This window comes from Streptomyces lateritius, assembly GCF_014649715.1.
Classification (GTDB): domain Bacteria; phylum Actinomycetota; class Actinomycetes; order Streptomycetales; family Streptomycetaceae; genus Streptomyces; species Streptomyces lateritius.
Map to the genome: position 1 here is coordinate 72,272 of NZ_BMTO01000012.1, position 17,210 is coordinate 89,481.

The window sequence follows — 17,210 nt, forward strand, 5'->3', positions numbered from 1 at the left end:
ACCGTCCACCGCTCAGCGGCGTGTCGGCCGCACGAGTGACGCGGAACCCGCCGCCCGATGACGACGGCCACCGGCGGAACATTAGACTCGACAAATCGGCAAGCTCGACCAGCTCAATGGCAAGGAGGCACGGGTGGCATTGCTGACCCGTATCAGGGGACCGCGCGATCTGGACCGGCTCTCCGCGGAGCAGCTGGAACAGCTGGCCGAGGAGATCCGGACGTTTCTCGTGGACGCCGTCTCCAAGACCGGCGGCCACCTCGGCCCGAACCTCGGCGTGGTCGAGCTGACCATCGCCCTGCACCGCGTCTTCGACTCCCCGAAGGACAAGGTCCTCTTCGACACCGGCCACCAGAGCTACGTCCACAAGCTGCTCACCGGCCGCCAGGACTTCTCCAGGCTCAAGATGAAGGGCGGCCTGTCCGGCTACCCCTCGCAGGCCGAGTCCGAGCACGACGTCATCGAGAACTCTCACGCCTCCACGGTCCTCGGCTGGGCCGACGGCCTCGCCAAGGCCAACGAGGTCCTGAAGAAGGACGACCACGTCGTCGCCGTCATCGGCGACGGAGCCCTCACGGGCGGCATGGCCTGGGAGGCGCTGAACAACATCGCCGCCGCCAAGGACCGCCCGCTGGTCATCGTCGTCAACGACAACGAGCGCTCCTACGCGCCGACGATCGGCGGCCTCGCCAACCACCTGGCCACCCTCCGTACCACCGACGGCTACGAGCGCTTCCTCGCCCGCGGCAAGGACATCCTGGAGCGCACTCCCGTCGTCGGGAAGCCGCTCTACGAGACCCTGCACGGCGCCAAGAAGGGTCTGAAGGACTTCATCGCCCCCCAGGGCATGTTCGAGGACCTCGGCCTGAAGTACGTCGGGCCCATCGACGGCCACGACATCGAGGCCCTGGAGTCCGCCCTGACGCGCGCCAAGCGCTTCGGCGGCCCGGTGATCGTCCACTGCCTCACCGAGAAGGGCCGCGGCTACCAGCCGGCCCTGGCGGACGAGGCCGACCGCTTCCACGCCGTCGGCAAGATCCACCCCGACACCGGCCTGCCGATCGCCTCCTCCGGCGCAGACTGGACCTCGGTCTTCGGCGAGGAGATGGTCAAGCTCGGCAAGGAGCGCGAGGACATCGTCGCGATCACCGCGGCCATGCTCCAGCCCGTCGGCCTCGACCGGTTCGCCAAGGCCTTCCCCGAGCGGGTGTACGACGTCGGCATCGCCGAGCAGCACGCCGCCGTCTCCGCCGCCGGCCTCGCCACGGGCGGCCTGCACCCCGTCTTCGCGGTGTACGCGACCTTCCTCAACCGCGCCTTCGACCAGGTCCTGATGGACGTGGCCCTGCACAGGTGCGGCGTCACCTTCGTCCTGGACCGCGCGGGCGTCACCGGTACCGACGGCGCCTCGCACAACGGCATGTGGGACATGTCGATCCTCCAGGTCGTGCCCGGCCTGCGGCTCGCCGCCCCGCGCGACGCCGACCAGGTCCGCGCCCAGCTGCGCGAGGCCGTCGAGGTCACCGACGCCCCCACCGTCGTCCGCTTCTCCAAGGGCGCCGTCGGCCCCGCCGTACCGGCCCTGCGTCGCATCGGCGGCATGGACGTCCTGCGCGAGCCCGGCAGCGACCGCCCGGACGTGCTGCTCGTCTCGGTCGGCGCGCTCGCGCCGATGTGCCTGGAGATCGCCGACCTCCTCGACAAGCAGGGCATCACCACCACCGTCGTCGACCCCCGCTGGGTCAAGCCGGTCGACGAGGCTATGGCGCCCCTCGCCGATCAGCACCGGGCCGTCGTCACGGTCGAGGACAACAGCCGCGTCGGCGGTGTCGGCTCGGCCGTCGCGCAGGCCCTGCGCGACGCGGGAGTGGACGTACCGCTGCGCGACTTCGGCATCCCGCCGCGCTTCCTGGACCACGCCTCCCGCAAGGAGGTCATGGCCGAGATCGGGCTGACCGCCCCGGACATCGCCCGCCAGGTCACCGGCCTGGTCTCGCGCCTGGACGGCCGCTACGAGGACAGCAGCCAGGCCGTGGAGCCCGCGCGCGACTGACCCACGACCCACACGACGGACACCGGTGACACACCGTCACCATTGGGCCGGTCGGACCACACCACGTGTGGCCCGGCCGGTCCTTTCGTGTGAAACCTCCTTTCCCGGGCAGGCGGTAACCCCGAACCCTCTCGATCATGGGTCCTGTGACCGACGGCACGGAGGTACGACGGTGAGCACGGACCAGCAGCCGCCACAGGCGAGCACCGGCATGTTCCGGACCAAGACGGTCGAACAGTCGATCCGGGACACTGAAGAACCCGAGCACGCGCTCAAGAAATCCCTCTCCGCGTGGGACCTGACCGTCTTCGGCGTCGGTGTCATCATCGGCACCGGCATCTTCGTACTCACGGGGAAGGTGGCCAAGGAGAACGCCGGCCCGGCGACGGCGCTGGCCTTCGTCGCCGCGGGCATCGTCTGCGCGCTCGCGGCGCTCTGCTACGCCGAGTTCGCCTCGACGGTCCCCGTCGCCGGCTCGGCGTACACCTTCGCGTACGCCTCCATCGGTGAGCTGCCCGCCTGGATCATCGGATGGGACCTCGTCCTGGAGTTCGCGCTGGGCACCGCCGTCGTCGCGGTCGGCTGGTCCGGCTACGTCCGCTCCCTGATGGACAACATCGGCTGGCATCTACCAGCGGCGCTCGAGGGGCCCGACGTCGCCGACGGCGTCTTCGACGTCCTCGCCTTCCTGCTGGTCCTGGTCCTCACGGTGATCCTGGTCCTCGGCATGAAGCTCTCCGCCCGGATCACCGCGCTCGTCGTCGCCATCAAGGTGACCGTGGTCATGATCGTGATCGTCGCCGGTCTCTTCTTCATCGTCGGCGACAACTACTCGCCGTTCATCCCGCCCTCGGTGACCCCGCCCGCCGGCTCGGGCTGGGATGCCCCGCTGATCCAGACGATCTTCGGCTACGAGCCCACCAACTTCGGCGTCATGGGCATCTTCACCGCCGCGTCCGTCGTCTTCTTCGCCTTCATCGGCTTCGACGTGGTGGCCACCGCCGCCGAGGAGACCAAGCTCCCGCAGCGCGACATGCCCCGCGGCATCCTCGGCTCGCTGTTCATCTGCACGGTGCTCTACGTCGCCGTCGCCCTGGTCGTGACCGGTATGCAGCACTACAGCGAGCTGTCGGTGAGTGCCCCGCTCGCCGATGCCTTCAAGGCGACCGGCCACCCCTTCTACGCCGGTGTGATCAGCTTCGGCGCCGCCGTCGGTCTCACCACCGTCTGCCTCATCCTGCTGCTCGGCCAGACGCGCGTGTTCTTCGCGATGAGCCGCGACGGACTCCTGCCGCGCTTCTTCTCCGTCACCCACCCGCGCTTCAGGACCCCCTACCGGCCGACCATCCTGCTCGGCGTGGTCATCGCGATCGTCGCGGGCTTCACCAGCATCGAAGAGCTGGCGACCCTCGTGAACATCGGCACGCTCTTCGCCTTCGTCGTCGTGGCCTTCGGCGTGATCGTGCTGCGCCGCTCCCGCCCCGACCTGCCCCGCGCCTTCCGCACCCCGTGGGTGCCGGTGCTCCCGATCCTGTCCATCGCCGCCTCGTTCTGGCTGATGCTCAACCTGCCGGGCGAGACCTGGTTCCGCTTCGCCGTCTGGATGGCCATCGGCATCCTCGTGTACTTCCTGTACGGCCGCCGCAACAGCCGCCTCGGCAAGGCGGGCCCCGACGCGGTGTATTAGAGCACCGGCTCGTCGGAGGCGCGAGCCTGGTCGCGCTCCTGCGGTGGTTCCGCCTGGCCGAGTCGGCGCTCCTCGGCTCTCTCCGGCCCTCTGAGCAAGCCCGCAGGGTTTTCCTCAGCGACGCCCCAGCAGTTCGGCGACCCGTATGAACCCGTCAGTGCCGTGGCCCTGCCCGATGGCCCGGCGGGCCAGACCTTCTGCCGCGCGCATCACGCCTGCGTCGATGCCATGAGCCTCGGAGGTGTGGATGACATGGGCCATGGACGACGCGACCGAGGTGAGAGGACTGCCCTCGTCGGAGGACGTTCCGGCCTCCACCTCAGCCGCGAGCCCTTCGAAGATGGGCGGCAGGAGGTCGCCGATCCCCTTGGCGAACGGAGCCAGCTCACGCGCGGCGATCCCTTCCGCGTGCGCCACCGCCACCGCGTGGGCATAACCCGCCATGGCGGTCCAGAAGATATCGAGCAGCGCGACGTCGTATGCCGCCGCCCGGCCGATCTCCTCACCGAGGTGGGTGTGGGTGCCGCCCAACGCCTCCAGGACGGGCTGGTGCTTGTGGTAGAGATCGTTCGGGCCGCTGTGGAGAAACACTGCGGCCGGAGTGCCGATGGTCGGAGTCGGCGTCATGATCGCACCGTCCAGATAGCGAATGCCGTGTTCGGCCGCCCATGCCGCGGCGTCTCGGGCCCGGTCCGGCGTGTCCGCGGTCAAGTTGACCACCGTGCGCCCCTTGAGCGCGTCGGTGACCGCCTCGCGCCGCAGAATGGTGTCCACCGCGTCGTAGTTCACCACGCAGACCACCGTCAGCCTGCTCGCGGCAGCCGCTTCTTCCACCGACCGGGCGCTGACCGCGCCCCGAGCGACCAACTCCCGGTCCCGGCCCGGCGTCCGGTTCCAGACCGTGGTGCGCAGGCCGGCATCCAGGAACGCACCCGCCAGGGCTCGACCCATCGGCCCCAGACCGAGGACGGTGACGGCAGACTGTTCAGTGTGTACGGACATGACTCAACTCCGAAGATGTCTTGGCAACATGCAATGAAGGGGTGAAAATGACGCGCAGTCGTGCTCAGGACCCGAATGTCTGCGGGGTGACCGCCGCGATCGCCGTGATCGACGGGAAGTGGAAGACCACTCTGCTCTGGCTGCTGGAATCCGGTCCGCAGCGCCCCGGCGAACTGCGCCGGCGGCTGCCGGGCCTCAGCGAGAAGGTGCTGACCCAGGCGCTGCGCGAGATGGAATCCGACGGACTGGTGCACCGGGATGTGCACGACGCACTTCCGCTGAAGACCTTCTACTCCTTGACCGCGTTCGGCCTGGAACTCGCCGAGGCGTTGGCTCCCGTCTCCGACTGGGGCCACCGCCGCCTGCGGAAGCTCACCGACGCCCAGTCGGCCTCCTGACGTATCGCACCATCACCCCACGTCTCACCCGGATCCGGTGGCCCTTCTCCGGCCGCCCTTCATCAGGATCCCCCCGTCGCCGAACACCGCCAAGTACCCACAAAAAAGTGGGTACTACGGGTGGAGCAGTCCGCGGAGAGGTTGTGCCGAGCGGATCATTCGGATGCCCTGAGGCGTCGCACCGCGTCGGGTGCGGTGTAGGCGGTCAGGCCCTCGGCGAGCCGCTTCTCCAGCGTCGCCGCGGACTGTTCGAAGTAGTCGGCGCGCACTCCCGCGTCGCGGGACGCCTGCGCGATGTTGCGTACGCCGGCCAGCACCACATCGAGTCCCTGGCCGAGCACCGGTTCGGCGTCCGAGTCGACGTCGGCGGCGAACGCGGGCATCACCTGCGCCATGTTCGTCAGCCAGGACACCAGGAGTTCCGTGAAGCCGGCCGCGCTGCCCTCGCCCTGTGAGGTTGCCATGGCGACCGAGTGGAAGAAGCCGTCGAACATCATGCTCATCGCACTCAGCAGGGCCAGGTCGTACAGTGCGGCGATGCCCGCGTCGGCGCCGAGGTACTTGGCGGTTCCCAGGGCCTTCAAGGTCTCCTCGTGCGCGTCGAAGTGCCGCTTCTGGCCGCTGTAGAGGACAAATGCCTGCGAGGTCGCGACCGTCGAGGGAACCGCCATGATTCCGCCGTCCAGGTAGGACGCGCCATGGCCGGTCGCCCAGGCTTCCGCCTCCCGCGCCTGCGCCGGTGTTCCATTGGTGAGGTTGACCAGAGTCCGGCCGCGCAGGGAGCCCGCGGCGGGCCGGAGTACCGCGTCCGAGGTGCCGTAGTCCAGCAGGCAGACAAGTGTCAGCGGGCTGGCGAGGACCGCCTCCTCGACCGTTGCGGCGCGTAGGGCACCACGCGCCACCAGTTCATCGGCCTTCTCGGCGCTGCGGTTCCAGACGGTCGTGGGATGTCCCGCGGCGACCAGGGCGCCGGCCAGCGCCCGCCCCATCTCACCGAGACCGATGACGGTGACTGCCGTGTTGTCCACAAGTGCTCCTCTTCGTGTGCTTTTGCGGTCGGATGTGCTCTCCCCACCTTCAGGTCGATCCCGGTGTTCCGACAAGTACGCACTGCAAAGTGCGTGGTTACCCACGGGTGCGTACGGGAGGGCCGCTTCGCGAGGCCCCGGCGACGGCTCCCTGCGGCGAGCCCCCCACGGACGACACGCTCACCATGGACGAGAGATGGCACGACGCGGTCCGCGCCCCGGCCGAACGGATCTCGCCCCGCGCGCTCGCCTGCCGCCCCGCCGACGGGTCCTTCGCCCCCGTGCCCGTGGCAGCGCCCGATGTGCAGCCGGCACTTCTGCGAACTCCGTACGAAGCCAAGCAGTCCGTCGACCGGCCGGCGGAGAGCTACCCCACCGCCGTAGACCGGCGGTCGCCCGCGTGACCCGACCGCCCCCGCCACAGAAGCCGGGGCGCACGCGCTGCCGGTGGAGTCGCTCTAGTCGCCCCGCAGCGCCCGGGGGCCCACGCAGCGGGCCCCGTGCTCGCCCACCCTGCGCCGCAGCTCCCGGTCGGCCGTGACCACCACGCACGGCCGGCCGGCCGCGTTCCGGGACAGCTCCACGATCAGGTCGTCGCCGCTGCCGGGTGCCTCCTCGACCCGTACCCCCGGCACGGACTCGACGCCCCGGGCCTCGCCCTCGACGACCAGGACGACCTCGAAGGGACCGCCTTCCGGCACCGGTCCGGCCACGAGCCGGTCGCGCAGCCGCTCGGCGGCGCCGCGCCGGTCGCGCCACCAGCCGTCGGGGACGGAGCCCACGACGTTGGCGCCGTCGACGATCAGGAGAGGCGGTTCCCTGCGGTCCATGGCGTCAGGATGTCAGCCGCCGGTGGCGGGGGACTTCTTCGCCGACGCGGGGATCGGCGCGTCCTCGCGGATCGCCTTCCACAGCCGGGACGCGTTCGGCTCGGCGGCGACGACACGGTTCGGGTCCTGCCTGTCGTACGCCACCGGCAGCATGACCGTCTCCATGGAGTTCGGGTCGACGCCGTTCATCGACCGCGCGAACTCGCTCAACGCGGTCAGCGAGGCGAGCCCGGAGTCGGTGGTGAGCGCCTTGGTCGCGGAGTCGGCGATCTCGTACGCCTTGGCGGGGCTGCCCAGCAGGTCCTGCTTCTTCACCTCGCCCAGCAGGGCCATGAGGAACTTCTGCTGGTTGCCGATGCGCCCGAGGTCGCTGCCGTCCTTGACGCCGTACCGGGTCCGTACGTACGCGAGGGACTGCGTGCCGTCCAGGCGCTGCGGGCCGGCCGCGAGATCGAGCCCGCCGGGGCCGTTCTCGATCGGCTCGTCGATGTCGACGGTGACGCCGCCGATCGCGTCGACCAGGTCCTTGAATCCGGAGAAGTCGATCTCCAGGTAGTGGTCGAGCCGGATGCCCGACATCTTCTCGACAGTCTTCACGACACAGGCCGGACCGTACTGCGCGTAGACGGAGTTGAACATCACGCGCCGCGCGGAGGGCGCCGTGCCGCCGCCGGACCTCTGGCACTCGGGCCGGGTGACGAGCGTGTCGCGCGGGATGCTGATCGCGGTGGCCCGGGTCCGGCCCTCCGGTATGTGCACCACGAGGGCGGTGTCGGAGCGGGCGCCGGAGACCTTCCCGCCGTCCAGTGCCGCGTTGGCGCCGGCCCGCGAGTCGGAGCCGAGCACGAGCAGGTTCTGGCCCGCCGTCGGCAGCCTCGGCGGGCGGTCGTCACCGAGCGCCTTGTCGAGGTCGACGGCCTTGATGTTGCCGTCGATGCGGGAGTACGTCCAGTACGCGGTGGCGCCGGCCGCCACCACGGCGACCAGCAACGTCCAGAGCAGAGCGCGCCGGACGCGCTGCCCGCGAGTACGGGGCCCGCGCCGGGAGGCGCGGGAGCGGGCCGGGCTCGAGTTCTCCGTCATGGTTTCGCACTATAGACAGGCTTTCGACTCCCGTTCGGGGTACGGGATTTCAGGGCCGTCCGGGAGGCGTCGGGAAGGTGCCCCGAGGGCGTCGGGAACGCCGACGGCCCCGGCACCAGGAAGAGGTGCCGGGGCCGTCGGTCGCGCGTGCGGCCGTCGTTACGCGGGAACGCTCGCCACGCCCTGGGGCAGGAAGCGCTTCCCGTTCACCCGCTCCGAGACGCCCTCACGGTCCAGGTACGGCGTGATGCCGCCCAGGTGGAAGGGCCAGCCGGCGCCCGTGATCAGGCAGAGGTCGATGTCCTGCGCCTCGGCGACGACACCCTCCTCCAGCATCAGGCCGATCTCCTGCGCGACCGCGTCCAGGACGCGGTCGCGGACCTGCTCCTCGGTCAGGACGACATCGCCCTGCTTGAGGAGCGCGGCGACCTCGGGGTCCAGCTCCGGCTTGCCGGAGTCGTAGACGTAGAAGCCGCGCTTGCCCGCCTTGACGACGGCGGCGAGGTTCGGGGAGACCGTGAAGCGGTCCGGGAACGCCTTGTTGAGCGTCTCCGAGACGTGCAGGCCGATGGCCGGGCCGACCAGCTCCAGGAGAACCAGCGGCGACATCGGCAGGCCGAGCGGCTCGATGGCCTTCTCGGCCGTCTCGACCGGGGTGCCCTCGTCGATGACGTTCTGGATCTCGCCCATGAAGCGGGTCAGGATGCGGTTCACGACGAACGCCGGGGCGTCCTTGGTGAGGACCGCGGTCTTCTTCAGCTTCTTCGCCACGCCGAAGGCGGTGGCGAGCGAGGCGTCGTCCGTCTTCTCGCCGCGCACGATCTCCAGGAGCGGGAGGATCGCGACCGGGTTGAAGAAGTGGAAGCCGACCACACGCTCCGGGTGCTGGAGCTTGGAGGCCATCTCCGAGACGGAGAGCGAGGAGGTGTTGGTGGCGAGGATCGCGTGCGCCGGGGCGACCGCCTCGACCTCCGCGAACACCTTCTGCTTGACGCTCATCTCCTCGAACACGGCCTCGATGATGAAGTCCGCGTCCGCGAAGCCCTCGGCCTTGTCCAGGACACCGGAGACCAGGCCCTTGAGACGGTTGGCCTTGTCCTGGTTGATCCGGCCCTTGCCGAGCAGCTTCTCGATCTCGGCGTGGACGTAGCCCACGCCCTTGTCGACCCGCTCCTGGTCGATGTCGGTCAGGACGACCGGCACCTCCAGGCGGCGCAGGAAGAGCAGGGCCAGCTGCGAGGCCATCAGACCGGCGCCGACGACACCGACCTTGGTGACCGGGCGGGCCAGCGACTTGTCCGGAGCGCCGGCCGGGCGCTTGGCGCGCTTCTGCACCAGGTTGAAGGCGTAGATGCCGGAGCGCAGCTCGCCGCCCATGATCAGGTCCGCGAGGGCCTGGTCCTCGGCGTCGAAGCCCTTCTGCAGGTCGCCGTCCTTGGACGCCTCGATGATGTCCAGGGCGCGGTACGCGGCCGGAGCAGCGCCGTGCACCTTGGAGTCGGCGATGAACCGGCCCTTGGCGACGGCCTGGTCCCAGCCCTCACCGCGGTCGATCTCGGGACGCTCGACCGTGACGGTCCCGTTGAGGACGGAGGCCGTCCAGATCAGCGACTGCTCCAGGAAGTCGGCGCCCTCGAAGATCGCGTCGGCGATGCCGAGTTCGAAGACCTGCTTGCCCTTGAGCTGACGGTTCTGGTTCAGCGAGTTCTCGATGATGACCGAGACCGCCTTGTCGGCACCGATCAGGTTCGGCAGGATCGCGCAGCCGCCCCAGCCGGGGACCAGACCGAGGAAGACCTCGGGCAGCGAGAAGGCCGGCAGGGCCTTGGAGACGGTGCGGTAGGTGCAGTGCAGACCAACCTCGACACCGCCGCCCATGGCCGCGCCGTTGTAGTACGCGAAGGTCGGCACGGCGAGCGCGGAGAGGCGCTTGAAGACGTCGTGGCCGCCCTTGCCGATGGCGAGCGCGTCCTCGTGGCGCTTCAGCAGCTCGACACCCTTGAGGTCGGCGCCGACGGCGAAGATGAACGGCTTGCCGGTGATGCCGACGCCGACGATGGCGCCCTCGGCCGCCTCCTTCTCGACCTGGTCGATGGCCAGGTTGAGGTTGGCCAGCGACTGCGGGCCGAAGGTGGTCGGCTTGGTGTGGTCGAAGCCGTTGTCCAGCGTGATCAGCGCGAACCGGCCCGCGCCCGCGGGGAGTTCGAAGTGCCGTACGTGGGCGCTGGTGACGACCTCGTCCGGGAACAGCTCGGCCGCACCCTTCAAAAGCTCAGCGGTGGTGCTCACTTGCTGCCTCCGGCGTCCTTGTGGTTCGGGTTCTCCCAGATGACCGTGGCGCCCATGCCGAAGCCGACGCACATGGTGGTGAGGCCGTAGCGGACCTCCGGCTGCTCCTCGAACTGGCGGGCCAGCTGCGTCATCAGACGCACACCGGAGGAGGCCAGCGGGTGACCGTAGGCGATCGCGCCGCCGTACTGGTTGACGCGGGCGTCGTCGTCGGCGATGCCGTAGTGCTCCAGGAAGGCAAGGACCTGGACCGCGAACGCCTCGTTGATCTCGAAGAGGTTGATGTCCTCGATCGACAGGCCAGCCTTCGCGAGGGCCTTCTCGGTGGCCGGGATCGGGCCGTAGCCCATGACCTCGGGCTCGACGCCGGCGAAGGCGTACGAGACGAGGCGCATCTTCACCGGGAGGTCGTTCTCGCGGGCGAAGTCCTCGGAGGCGATGATCGAGGCGGTGGCGCCGTCGTTGAGACCAGCGGCGTTACCGGCGGTGACGTTGCCGTGGACGCGGAACGGCGTCTTCAGGCCGGCCAGCGACTCCAGGGTCGTGCCCGGGCGCATCGGCTCGTCGGCGGTGACCAGGCCCCAGCCGGTCTCGCCGGCCTCGGCGTTGGTGCGGCGGACCGAGACCGGCACCAGGTCCTGCTGGATCTTGCCGTCGGCGTACGCCTTGGCGGCCTTCTCCTGCGAGCGCACGGCGTACTCGTCGGCGCGCTGCTTGGTGATGCTCGGGTAGCGGTCGTGCAGGTTCTCGGCGGTCATGCCCATGAACAGGGCGGACTCGTCGACGAGCTTCTCCGACACGAAGCGCGGGTTCGGGTCGACGCCCTCACCCATGGGGTGGCGGCCCATGTGCTCGACACCACCGGCGATGACGGCGTCGTAGGCGCCGAAGGCGATCGAACCGGCGACGCTGGTCACGGCGGTGAGGGCGCCGGCGCACATGCGGTCGATGGAGTAGCCCGGAACGGACTGCGGCAGTCCGGCGAGGATGCCGGCGGTGCGGCCGAGGGTCAGACCCTGGTCACCGATCTGCGTGGTCGCGGCGATGGCGACCTCGTCGATCTTCGCGGGGTCGAGGCCGGGGTTGCGCCGCAGCAGCTCCCGGATGGCCTTCACGACGAGATCGTCGGCGCGGGTCTCGTGGTAGATGCCCTTCGGGCCCGCCTTGCCGAACGGGGTGCGGACGCCGTCGACGAAGACGACGTCCCTGACGGTACGAGGCACGATGGCTCTCCTCCAGGTGCGGGATGGCACTGCACTGCTGCGGCGCACGCCTAAGCGCGCGCTTGCTCCCCCATGCTACTTGTGGGTAACCATGCTGCACAGTCCCCCCGCCCGGAGCGGTGAAGGTCACACCACCGGGCGCCCTTCTGTGGCGTGGACGGCCGCCCGCGCCGAGCCTGGCCTGGTCGGGGTCTCCTCCCCGCACCGAGCCCACAGAACGGATTCCCATGCCCGTCACCGTGACCGACCACGCGATCCGGCACAAGTCCACCGTCCCCGCGAACGAGGGCCAGATGGTCGACCTCTTCGTGCGCGAGCGCGACGGCACCTCCCTCGGGCACCTCGCGGAGCGCAAGGCCGTCCTCATGCTGCACGGACGGAGCGTTCCCGTGCTCGCCGGCTTCGACCTCCCGTACAAGACGTACAGCTGGGCCGATGCCCTGGCCAAGGCGGGCTACGACGTCTTCATGATGGACCTCCAGGGTTCCGGACTGTCGCCGCGCCCCAAGATGGGCGACCCGCGCAACGCCAGCCCCGGGAACCAGGCCCTTCTGACGCCACGACCGCCCGGCTTCACCCCGGGGCCGGTGAACTACGACCGTCAGCTGAACAACTCGTCCAGCGACCAGGCCGAGCTGCACACGGTCGTGGAGTGGATCCGCGAGAAACGCCATGTGGAGAAGGTCGCGTTCATCGGCTGGTCCGCGGCCGCGTTCACCATGGGCCCGTACGCGGTCAAGAACCCCGGCAGGGTGGAGAGCCTGTTCCTCCTGGCGCCGATCTTCCCGCCCGCGGCCACCTCGACCCCACCGAGCCCGCTGCCGCTGCCCGGCTCCCCGATGTTCCTGGGCACGCGATGGAGCGTCGAGTCGGGGTGGAACGCGGAGCTGCGGTGCGAGGGCCAGCGCGAACCGGGCATGGTCGAACGGGCGTGGGCCGCGATCATGGACAATGACCCGGTCGGCAGGACGTGGGGGCCGCCCGAGGGCCTCAACCGGATCCGGAACTTCGTCCGGTGGGGATGGAACAAGACCACCGCGGCGCAAGGCGGCGTGCTCGGCGGAAGCGTGCCCGTACTGATCGTGTACGGGGAGCACGACAGGCAGGTGAACACGTCACCGCCCAGCTCGGACCCGGAGCTCAACTTCTCCGTCCCCGCGCTCTACAACGCCGTCGCGGGCTCGCACAAGCTGATGGTCAAGCTGGCCTGCGCGGGGCATTCGGTGGTGTGGGAGATGCAGCACAAGAACGTGCACAACCTCTCGAAGCACTGGCTCAAGCACCTCAAGGTGGACGGCAAGACCCAGGGCGTCTTCGACATGGACACGAACGGCGGCCTCAGCCCGGCCCCGTAGGACGACGGAGCCCCCGGCCGCGTGCGACCGGGGGCTCCAGGGCCGTCAGGTCAGCCCTTCGCGCTCGTCAGAGCGGTCACCAGTACCGGCGTGACGAGCTCGATCTGCCAGAGCCGTGCTCCGTACCCGGCGAGTACATCGGCCACCGACTCGGCCGTGACCTCGGCCGGCGGCTCCCAGCAGACGCGGCGGACCGTGTCCGGGGTGATCAGGTTCTCCTGGGGGAGGTTCAGCTCCTCCGCGAGGGCCGAGATCGCGGTACGCGCCGCCGACAGGCGAGCCGCGGCCACCGGGTCCTTGTCCACCCACGCGCGCGGCGGCGGCGGTCCGGCGAGCGGCTGGCCAGGCTGGGGCAGCTCGAGGTCCGGGAGCGCCTTCGCGCGGTCCACGGCCGCCTGCCACTGCTCCAGCTGGCGCCGGCCCATGCGGTGGCCGAAGCCCGGCAGCGCCGTCAGGGCGGCGACGTTCGCCGGCACCGCGAGGGCGGCTTCCACGATCGCCGCGTCGCTGAGCACCTTGCCCGGCGAGACGTCGCGCTTCTGGGCGATCCGGTCCCGCGCCGTCCACAGCTCGCGCACGACCGCCATCTGGCGACGGCGCCGCACCTTGTGCATGCCGGACGTACGCCGCCACGGGTCCTTTCGCGGCCCCGCGGGCGGGGCCGCGGCGATGGCGTCGAACTCCTGGTGGGCCCACTCCAGCTTGCCCTGCCGGTCGAGTTCCTTCTCCAGCGCGTCACGCAGGTCGACGAGGAGCTCGACGTCCAGCGCGGCGTACCGGAGCCAGGGCTCGGGCAGCGGACGGGTGGACCAGTCGACGGCGGAGTGGCCCTTCTCCAGGGCGTAGCCGAGGACGGACTCGACCATCGCGCCGAGCCCGACGCGGGGGAAGCCGGCGAGCCGGCCGGCCAGCTCGGTGTCGAACAGCCGCGACGGCACCATGCCTATGTCCCGCAGGCAGGGCAGGTCCTGGGTCGCCGCGTGCAGGATCCACTCGGTCCCGGCGAGCGCCTCTCCGAGGCCGGACAGGTCCGGGCAGCCCACGGGGTCGACGAGCGCGGTCCCGGCGCCCTCGCGGCGGAGCTGGACGAGGTAGGCGCGCTGGCCGTAGCGGTAGCCGGAGGCGCGCTCGGCGTCGACGGCGACGGGGCCCCGGCCGGCGGCGAAGGCGGCGATGACGTCCCGCAGGGCGTCGTCGCTCGCGACCACCGGCGGAATGCCTTCACGGGGCTCCAGCAGCGGGATCGGCAGCCCATTCGCAGGGACGTCGTCGTCCGGGGGAGCGCCCCCGGTGGTTCGCAGTGCTGTGTCTGCTGCGGTCTCTTGGGCGTCGGTCACGTGTCAAGGGTATCTGTGAACGGCAAGCGCCTGCCGACGGAACGTTCCGTCGACAGGCGCCGATCTTTCCTCGACCGCTCAGGGAGCCGTCGGGGGCGGGGAAGCCGTCCCGTTCAGTGGATGATCCCGGTGCGCAGCGCCACCGCGACCATGCCGGCGCGGTCGCCGGTGCCCAGCTTGCGGGCGATGCGGGCGAGGTGGCTCTTCACGGTCAGCGCGGACAGGCCCATCGAGACGCCGATGGCCTTGTTCGACTGGCCTTCGGCGACCAGCCGGAGCACCTCGACCTCACGGCCGGAGAGCTCGCGGTAGCCGCCCGGGTGGCTCGGGGCACCCGGGGGGCGGCGGTGGCCGAGGCGGGCGGCCGCGGCGCCGATGGGGGCGGCGCCGGGGCGGGTGGGGTGCCCGATGTTCGTACGCGTACCGGTGACGACGTAGCCCTTGACGCCGCCGGCCAGGGCGTTGCGTACGGCACCGATGTCGTCGGCCGCGGAGAGGGCGAGGCCGTTGGGCCAGCCCGCCGCGCGGGTTTCGGACAGCAGCGTGAGGCCGCTGCCGTCGGGGAGGTGGACGTCGGCCACGCAGATGTCGCGGGGGTTCCCGATGCGGGGGCGGGCCTCCGCGATGGAGGACGCCTCGATGACGTCGCGTACTCCAAGGGCCCACAGGTGGCGGGTGACGGTGGAGCGGACGCGCGGGTCGGCCACGACGACCATGGCGGTCGGCTTGTTCGGTCGATAGGCGACCAGGCTTGCGGGCTGCTCGAGGAGAACGGACACACGGCCTCCTGGGGAGATGCGGGACGGAGCCGGCTCGGGGAAGAAACCGGGGGCGACCCGTGCGGTGAAGGGGTCATTGACCTCTTCGGCAGCTCGGGCGCCCGCCTTTAGGGAAAGATCACGATTTGCTGAGTAACAATTCGGGCAATTCGGACGCGTGATCGATCATCCTACGAGTGAGCCTCCGTTCGGAGGACCCCGGAGAGCGCCCCTAAGGCTGCTGCGGGCCCCTGCGCTGGGGCAGCGAGACGATGCCCGCGCCCGAGGTCGTGCCCGCCCCCGGATCCGCCACGGTCGGCGGCAGGCCCGCGACCTGGCAGAGCAGATCGCACCAGGCCGCCAGATGCGCCCCCGTGTCCGGCACCCCCGCCCCCCCCTCCTGGGGGGTCCAGGACGCACGGATCTCGATCTGGGTCGCCGGGCGCCGCTCCGCGAGCCCGCCGAAGTAGTGGGACCCCGCCTGGGTGACCGTACCGCTCGCCTCTCCGTACCCCAGCCCGCGCGCGTCCAGCGCGCCCGTCAGCCAGGACCAGCAGACCTCCGGAAGCAGCGGGTCCGCCGCCATCTCGGGCTCCAGTTCCGCCCGGACCAGCGTCACCAGCCGGAAGGTGCCCTTCCAGGCGTCGTGTCCGGCCGGATCGTGCAGCAGGACGAGCCGGCCGTCGGCCAGGTCCTCCTCACCCTCGACGACGGCCGCCTCGAGCGCGTACGCGTGCGGGGCCAGCCGCTGCGGCGGCCGGGTCGGATCGATCTCGATCTCCGGCCGCAGCCGGGCCGCACGCAGTGCCTCCACCGCCCGCCGGAAAGCGGGCGGCACCGGGTTCACCTCCGTGCCGTTCGAGGTGGTGCCCGCCGTGTCGCCCGCCCCTCCGTCGCCGTCGGAATGATCGGAAAAATGTCCCTGAGCCGCAGCCATGCGGGGAAGAGTAGGCGGAACGGGGGCGTCGCGCAGGGAGGGACACCCGGCCCGGGCGAGCGGCTTTCAGCGCACATGCGAAGATTCTGGGCGTGAGTGCCAACGACAGCCCCTCGGGCCAGCGGACACAGCCGCCAGCGCAGACGTACGACTCCCCGTTCCTGAAGGCGTGCAGGCGGGAGCCGGTGCCGCACACGCCGGTCTGGTTCATGCGGCAGGCGGGGCGCTCGCTGCCCGAGTACCTGAAGGTCCGCGAGGGCATCCCGATGCTCGAGTCCTGCATGCGGCCCGAGCTGGTCACCGAGATCACGCTGCAGCCCGTGCGCCGTCACAAGGTGGACGCGGCGATCTTCTTCAGCGACATCGTCGTCCCGCTCAAGGCCATCGGCATCGACCTCGACATCAAGCCCGGCGTCGGCCCGGTCGTCGCCGAGCCCATCCGCACCCGGGCCGACCTGGCCCGGCTGCGCGACCTGACCCCCGACGACGTCCGCTACGTCACCGAGGCCATCGGGATGCTCACCGGCGAGCTGGGCTCCACCCCGCTCATCGGCTTCGCGGGCGCACCTTTCACCCTCGCGAGCTACCTCGTGGAGGGCGGTCCGTCCCGCAACCACGAGCACACCAAGGCGCTGATGTACGGCGACCCGGAGCTGTGGGCCGATCTGCTCGACCGCCTCGCCGAGATCACCTCGGCCTTCCTCAAGGTCCAGATCGAGGCCGGCGTCTCCGCCGTCCAGCTCTTCGACTCCTGGGTGGGCGCCCTGGCCCCCGCCGACTACCGCCGCTCCGTGATGCCCGCGTCCACCAAGGTCTTCGACGCGGTCGCCCCGTACGGCGTCCCGCGCATCCACTTCGGCGTCGGTACGGGTGAGCTGCTCGGCCTCATGGGCGAGGCGGGCGCGGACGTCGTGGGCGTCGACTGGCGCGTCCCGCTGGACGAGGCCGCCCGCCGCGTCGGCCCCGGCAAGGCGCTCCAGGGCAACCTCGACCCCGCCGTGCTCTTCTCCTCGCGGGAGGCCGTGGAGGCGAAGACGGACGACGTCCTGGCCGCCGCGAAGGGTCTCGAAGGGCACGTCTTCAACCTGGGTCACGGCGTGCTGCCGACGACCGACCCGGACGCGCTGACGCGACTGGTGGAGTACGTCCACACCCGCACCGCCGTCTGACGGCGCGACGGACACGGTACGGCCCCGGCCCGCCACCCCTTCTGTCCGGGGTGGCGGGCCG

At 70.6% G+C, this 17,210-nt stretch carries 15 protein-coding genes; 6 read left to right on the plus strand and 9 right to left on the minus strand.

Features of this window, described 5'->3' with window-relative positions:
* The first annotated feature begins 133 nt into the window (after nucleotides 1–133).
* Both dxs and IE136_RS23905 read left to right on the plus strand, forming a co-directional pair.
* Nucleotides 134–2,053: a 1-deoxy-D-xylulose-5-phosphate synthase gene (gene dxs / locus IE136_RS23900; protein ID WP_158991509.1), complete on the plus strand. Its 1,920-nt coding sequence runs from the start codon at nucleotides 134–136 to the stop codon at nucleotides 2,051–2,053.
* Nucleotides 2,054–2,264: 211 nt separating this feature from the next.
* On the plus strand, nucleotides 2,265–3,740 hold the full coding sequence (locus IE136_RS23905; RefSeq protein ID WP_158994792.1) for an amino acid permease: 1,476 nt from the start codon (nucleotides 2,265–2,267) through the stop codon (nucleotides 3,738–3,740).
* A 114-nt stretch (nucleotides 3,741–3,854) separates the two neighbouring features.
* Here IE136_RS23905 and IE136_RS23910 read toward each other — a convergent pair whose 3' ends face one another.
* Nucleotides 3,855–4,742 carry an NAD(P)-dependent oxidoreductase gene (locus tag IE136_RS23910; RefSeq protein WP_158991512.1) on the minus strand — a complete coding sequence of 296 codons (888 nt, stop codon included), beginning with the start codon at nucleotides 4,740–4,742 and terminating at the stop codon, nucleotides 3,855–3,857.
* A gap of 47 nt (nucleotides 4,743–4,789) precedes the next feature.
* Here IE136_RS23910 and IE136_RS23915 point away from each other — a divergent pair, with 47 nt between their 5' ends.
* Nucleotides 4,790–5,140 (plus strand): winged helix-turn-helix transcriptional regulator, encoded by a 351-nt coding sequence (locus IE136_RS23915; protein WP_158991515.1) that lies wholly within the window; start codon nucleotides 4,790–4,792, stop codon nucleotides 5,138–5,140.
* Between the two features lie 155 nt (nucleotides 5,141–5,295).
* Here IE136_RS23915 and IE136_RS23920 read toward each other — a convergent pair whose 3' ends face one another.
* A complete protein-coding gene (locus tag IE136_RS23920; protein ID WP_158991517.1) occupies nucleotides 5,296–6,168 on the minus strand; it encodes an NAD(P)-dependent oxidoreductase in 873 nt (290 codons plus the stop codon).
* A 185-nt stretch (nucleotides 6,169–6,353) separates the two neighbouring features.
* On the opposite strand from IE136_RS23920, the gene IE136_RS23925 reads away from it, so the two are divergent.
* Complete coding sequence (locus IE136_RS23925; RefSeq protein WP_189601363.1) at nucleotides 6,354–6,572, plus strand: hypothetical protein; 219 nt, start codon at nucleotides 6,354–6,356, stop codon at nucleotides 6,570–6,572.
* Nucleotides 6,573–6,626: 54 nt separating this feature from the next.
* Here IE136_RS23925 and IE136_RS23930 read toward each other — a convergent pair whose 3' ends face one another.
* From IE136_RS23930 to IE136_RS23945, 4 genes are all read right to left on the minus strand, one after another.
* Nucleotides 6,627–6,998, minus strand: a complete 372-nt coding sequence (locus IE136_RS23930; protein WP_189601364.1) for a PIN domain-containing protein — start codon at nucleotides 6,996–6,998, stop codon at nucleotides 6,627–6,629.
* Nucleotides 6,999–7,010: 12 nt separating this feature from the next.
* Nucleotides 7,011–8,081: an LCP family protein gene (locus IE136_RS23935; RefSeq protein ID WP_158991525.1), complete on the minus strand. Its 1,071-nt coding sequence runs from the start codon at nucleotides 8,079–8,081 to the stop codon at nucleotides 7,011–7,013.
* 159 nt (nucleotides 8,082–8,240) lie between these two features.
* Nucleotides 8,241–10,370, minus strand: a complete 2,130-nt coding sequence (locus IE136_RS23940) for a 3-hydroxyacyl-CoA dehydrogenase NAD-binding domain-containing protein (protein ID WP_158991528.1) — start codon at nucleotides 10,368–10,370, stop codon at nucleotides 8,241–8,243.
* Complete coding sequence (locus IE136_RS23945; protein ID WP_158991531.1) at nucleotides 10,367–11,593, minus strand: thiolase family protein; 1,227 nt, start codon at nucleotides 11,591–11,593, stop codon at nucleotides 10,367–10,369. The genes IE136_RS23940 and IE136_RS23945 overlap by 4 nt, the downstream gene beginning before the upstream one ends.
* Nucleotides 11,594–11,820: 227 nt before the next feature.
* On the opposite strand from IE136_RS23945, the gene IE136_RS23950 reads away from it, so the two are divergent.
* Entirely contained in the window at nucleotides 11,821–12,948 is a 1,128-nt protein-coding gene (locus tag IE136_RS23950; protein ID WP_189601365.1) for an alpha/beta fold hydrolase, read from the plus strand.
* Between the two features lie 50 nt (nucleotides 12,949–12,998).
* Here IE136_RS23950 and IE136_RS23955 read toward each other — a convergent pair whose 3' ends face one another.
* From IE136_RS23955 to IE136_RS23965, 3 genes are all read right to left on the minus strand, one after another.
* Nucleotides 12,999–14,285 carry a ribonuclease D gene (locus tag IE136_RS23955; RefSeq protein ID WP_158991533.1) on the minus strand — a complete coding sequence of 429 codons (1,287 nt, stop codon included), beginning with the start codon at nucleotides 14,283–14,285 and terminating at the stop codon, nucleotides 12,999–13,001.
* Between the two features lie 113 nt (nucleotides 14,286–14,398).
* Nucleotides 14,399–15,064 carry a response regulator transcription factor gene (locus IE136_RS23960; protein WP_006345827.1) on the minus strand — a complete coding sequence of 222 codons (666 nt, stop codon included), beginning with the start codon at nucleotides 15,062–15,064 and terminating at the stop codon, nucleotides 14,399–14,401.
* A gap of 211 nt (nucleotides 15,065–15,275) precedes the next feature.
* Nucleotides 15,276–15,980, minus strand: a complete 705-nt coding sequence (locus IE136_RS23965) for a DUF3000 domain-containing protein (protein ID WP_189601366.1) — start codon at nucleotides 15,978–15,980, stop codon at nucleotides 15,276–15,278.
* 92 nt (nucleotides 15,981–16,072) lie between these two features.
* On the opposite strand from IE136_RS23965, the gene hemE reads away from it, so the two are divergent.
* Nucleotides 16,073–17,149 carry a uroporphyrinogen decarboxylase gene (gene hemE, locus IE136_RS23970; protein WP_158991536.1) on the plus strand — a complete coding sequence of 359 codons (1,077 nt, stop codon included), beginning with the start codon at nucleotides 16,073–16,075 and terminating at the stop codon, nucleotides 17,147–17,149.
* Nucleotides 17,150–17,210 lie beyond the last annotated feature (61 nt).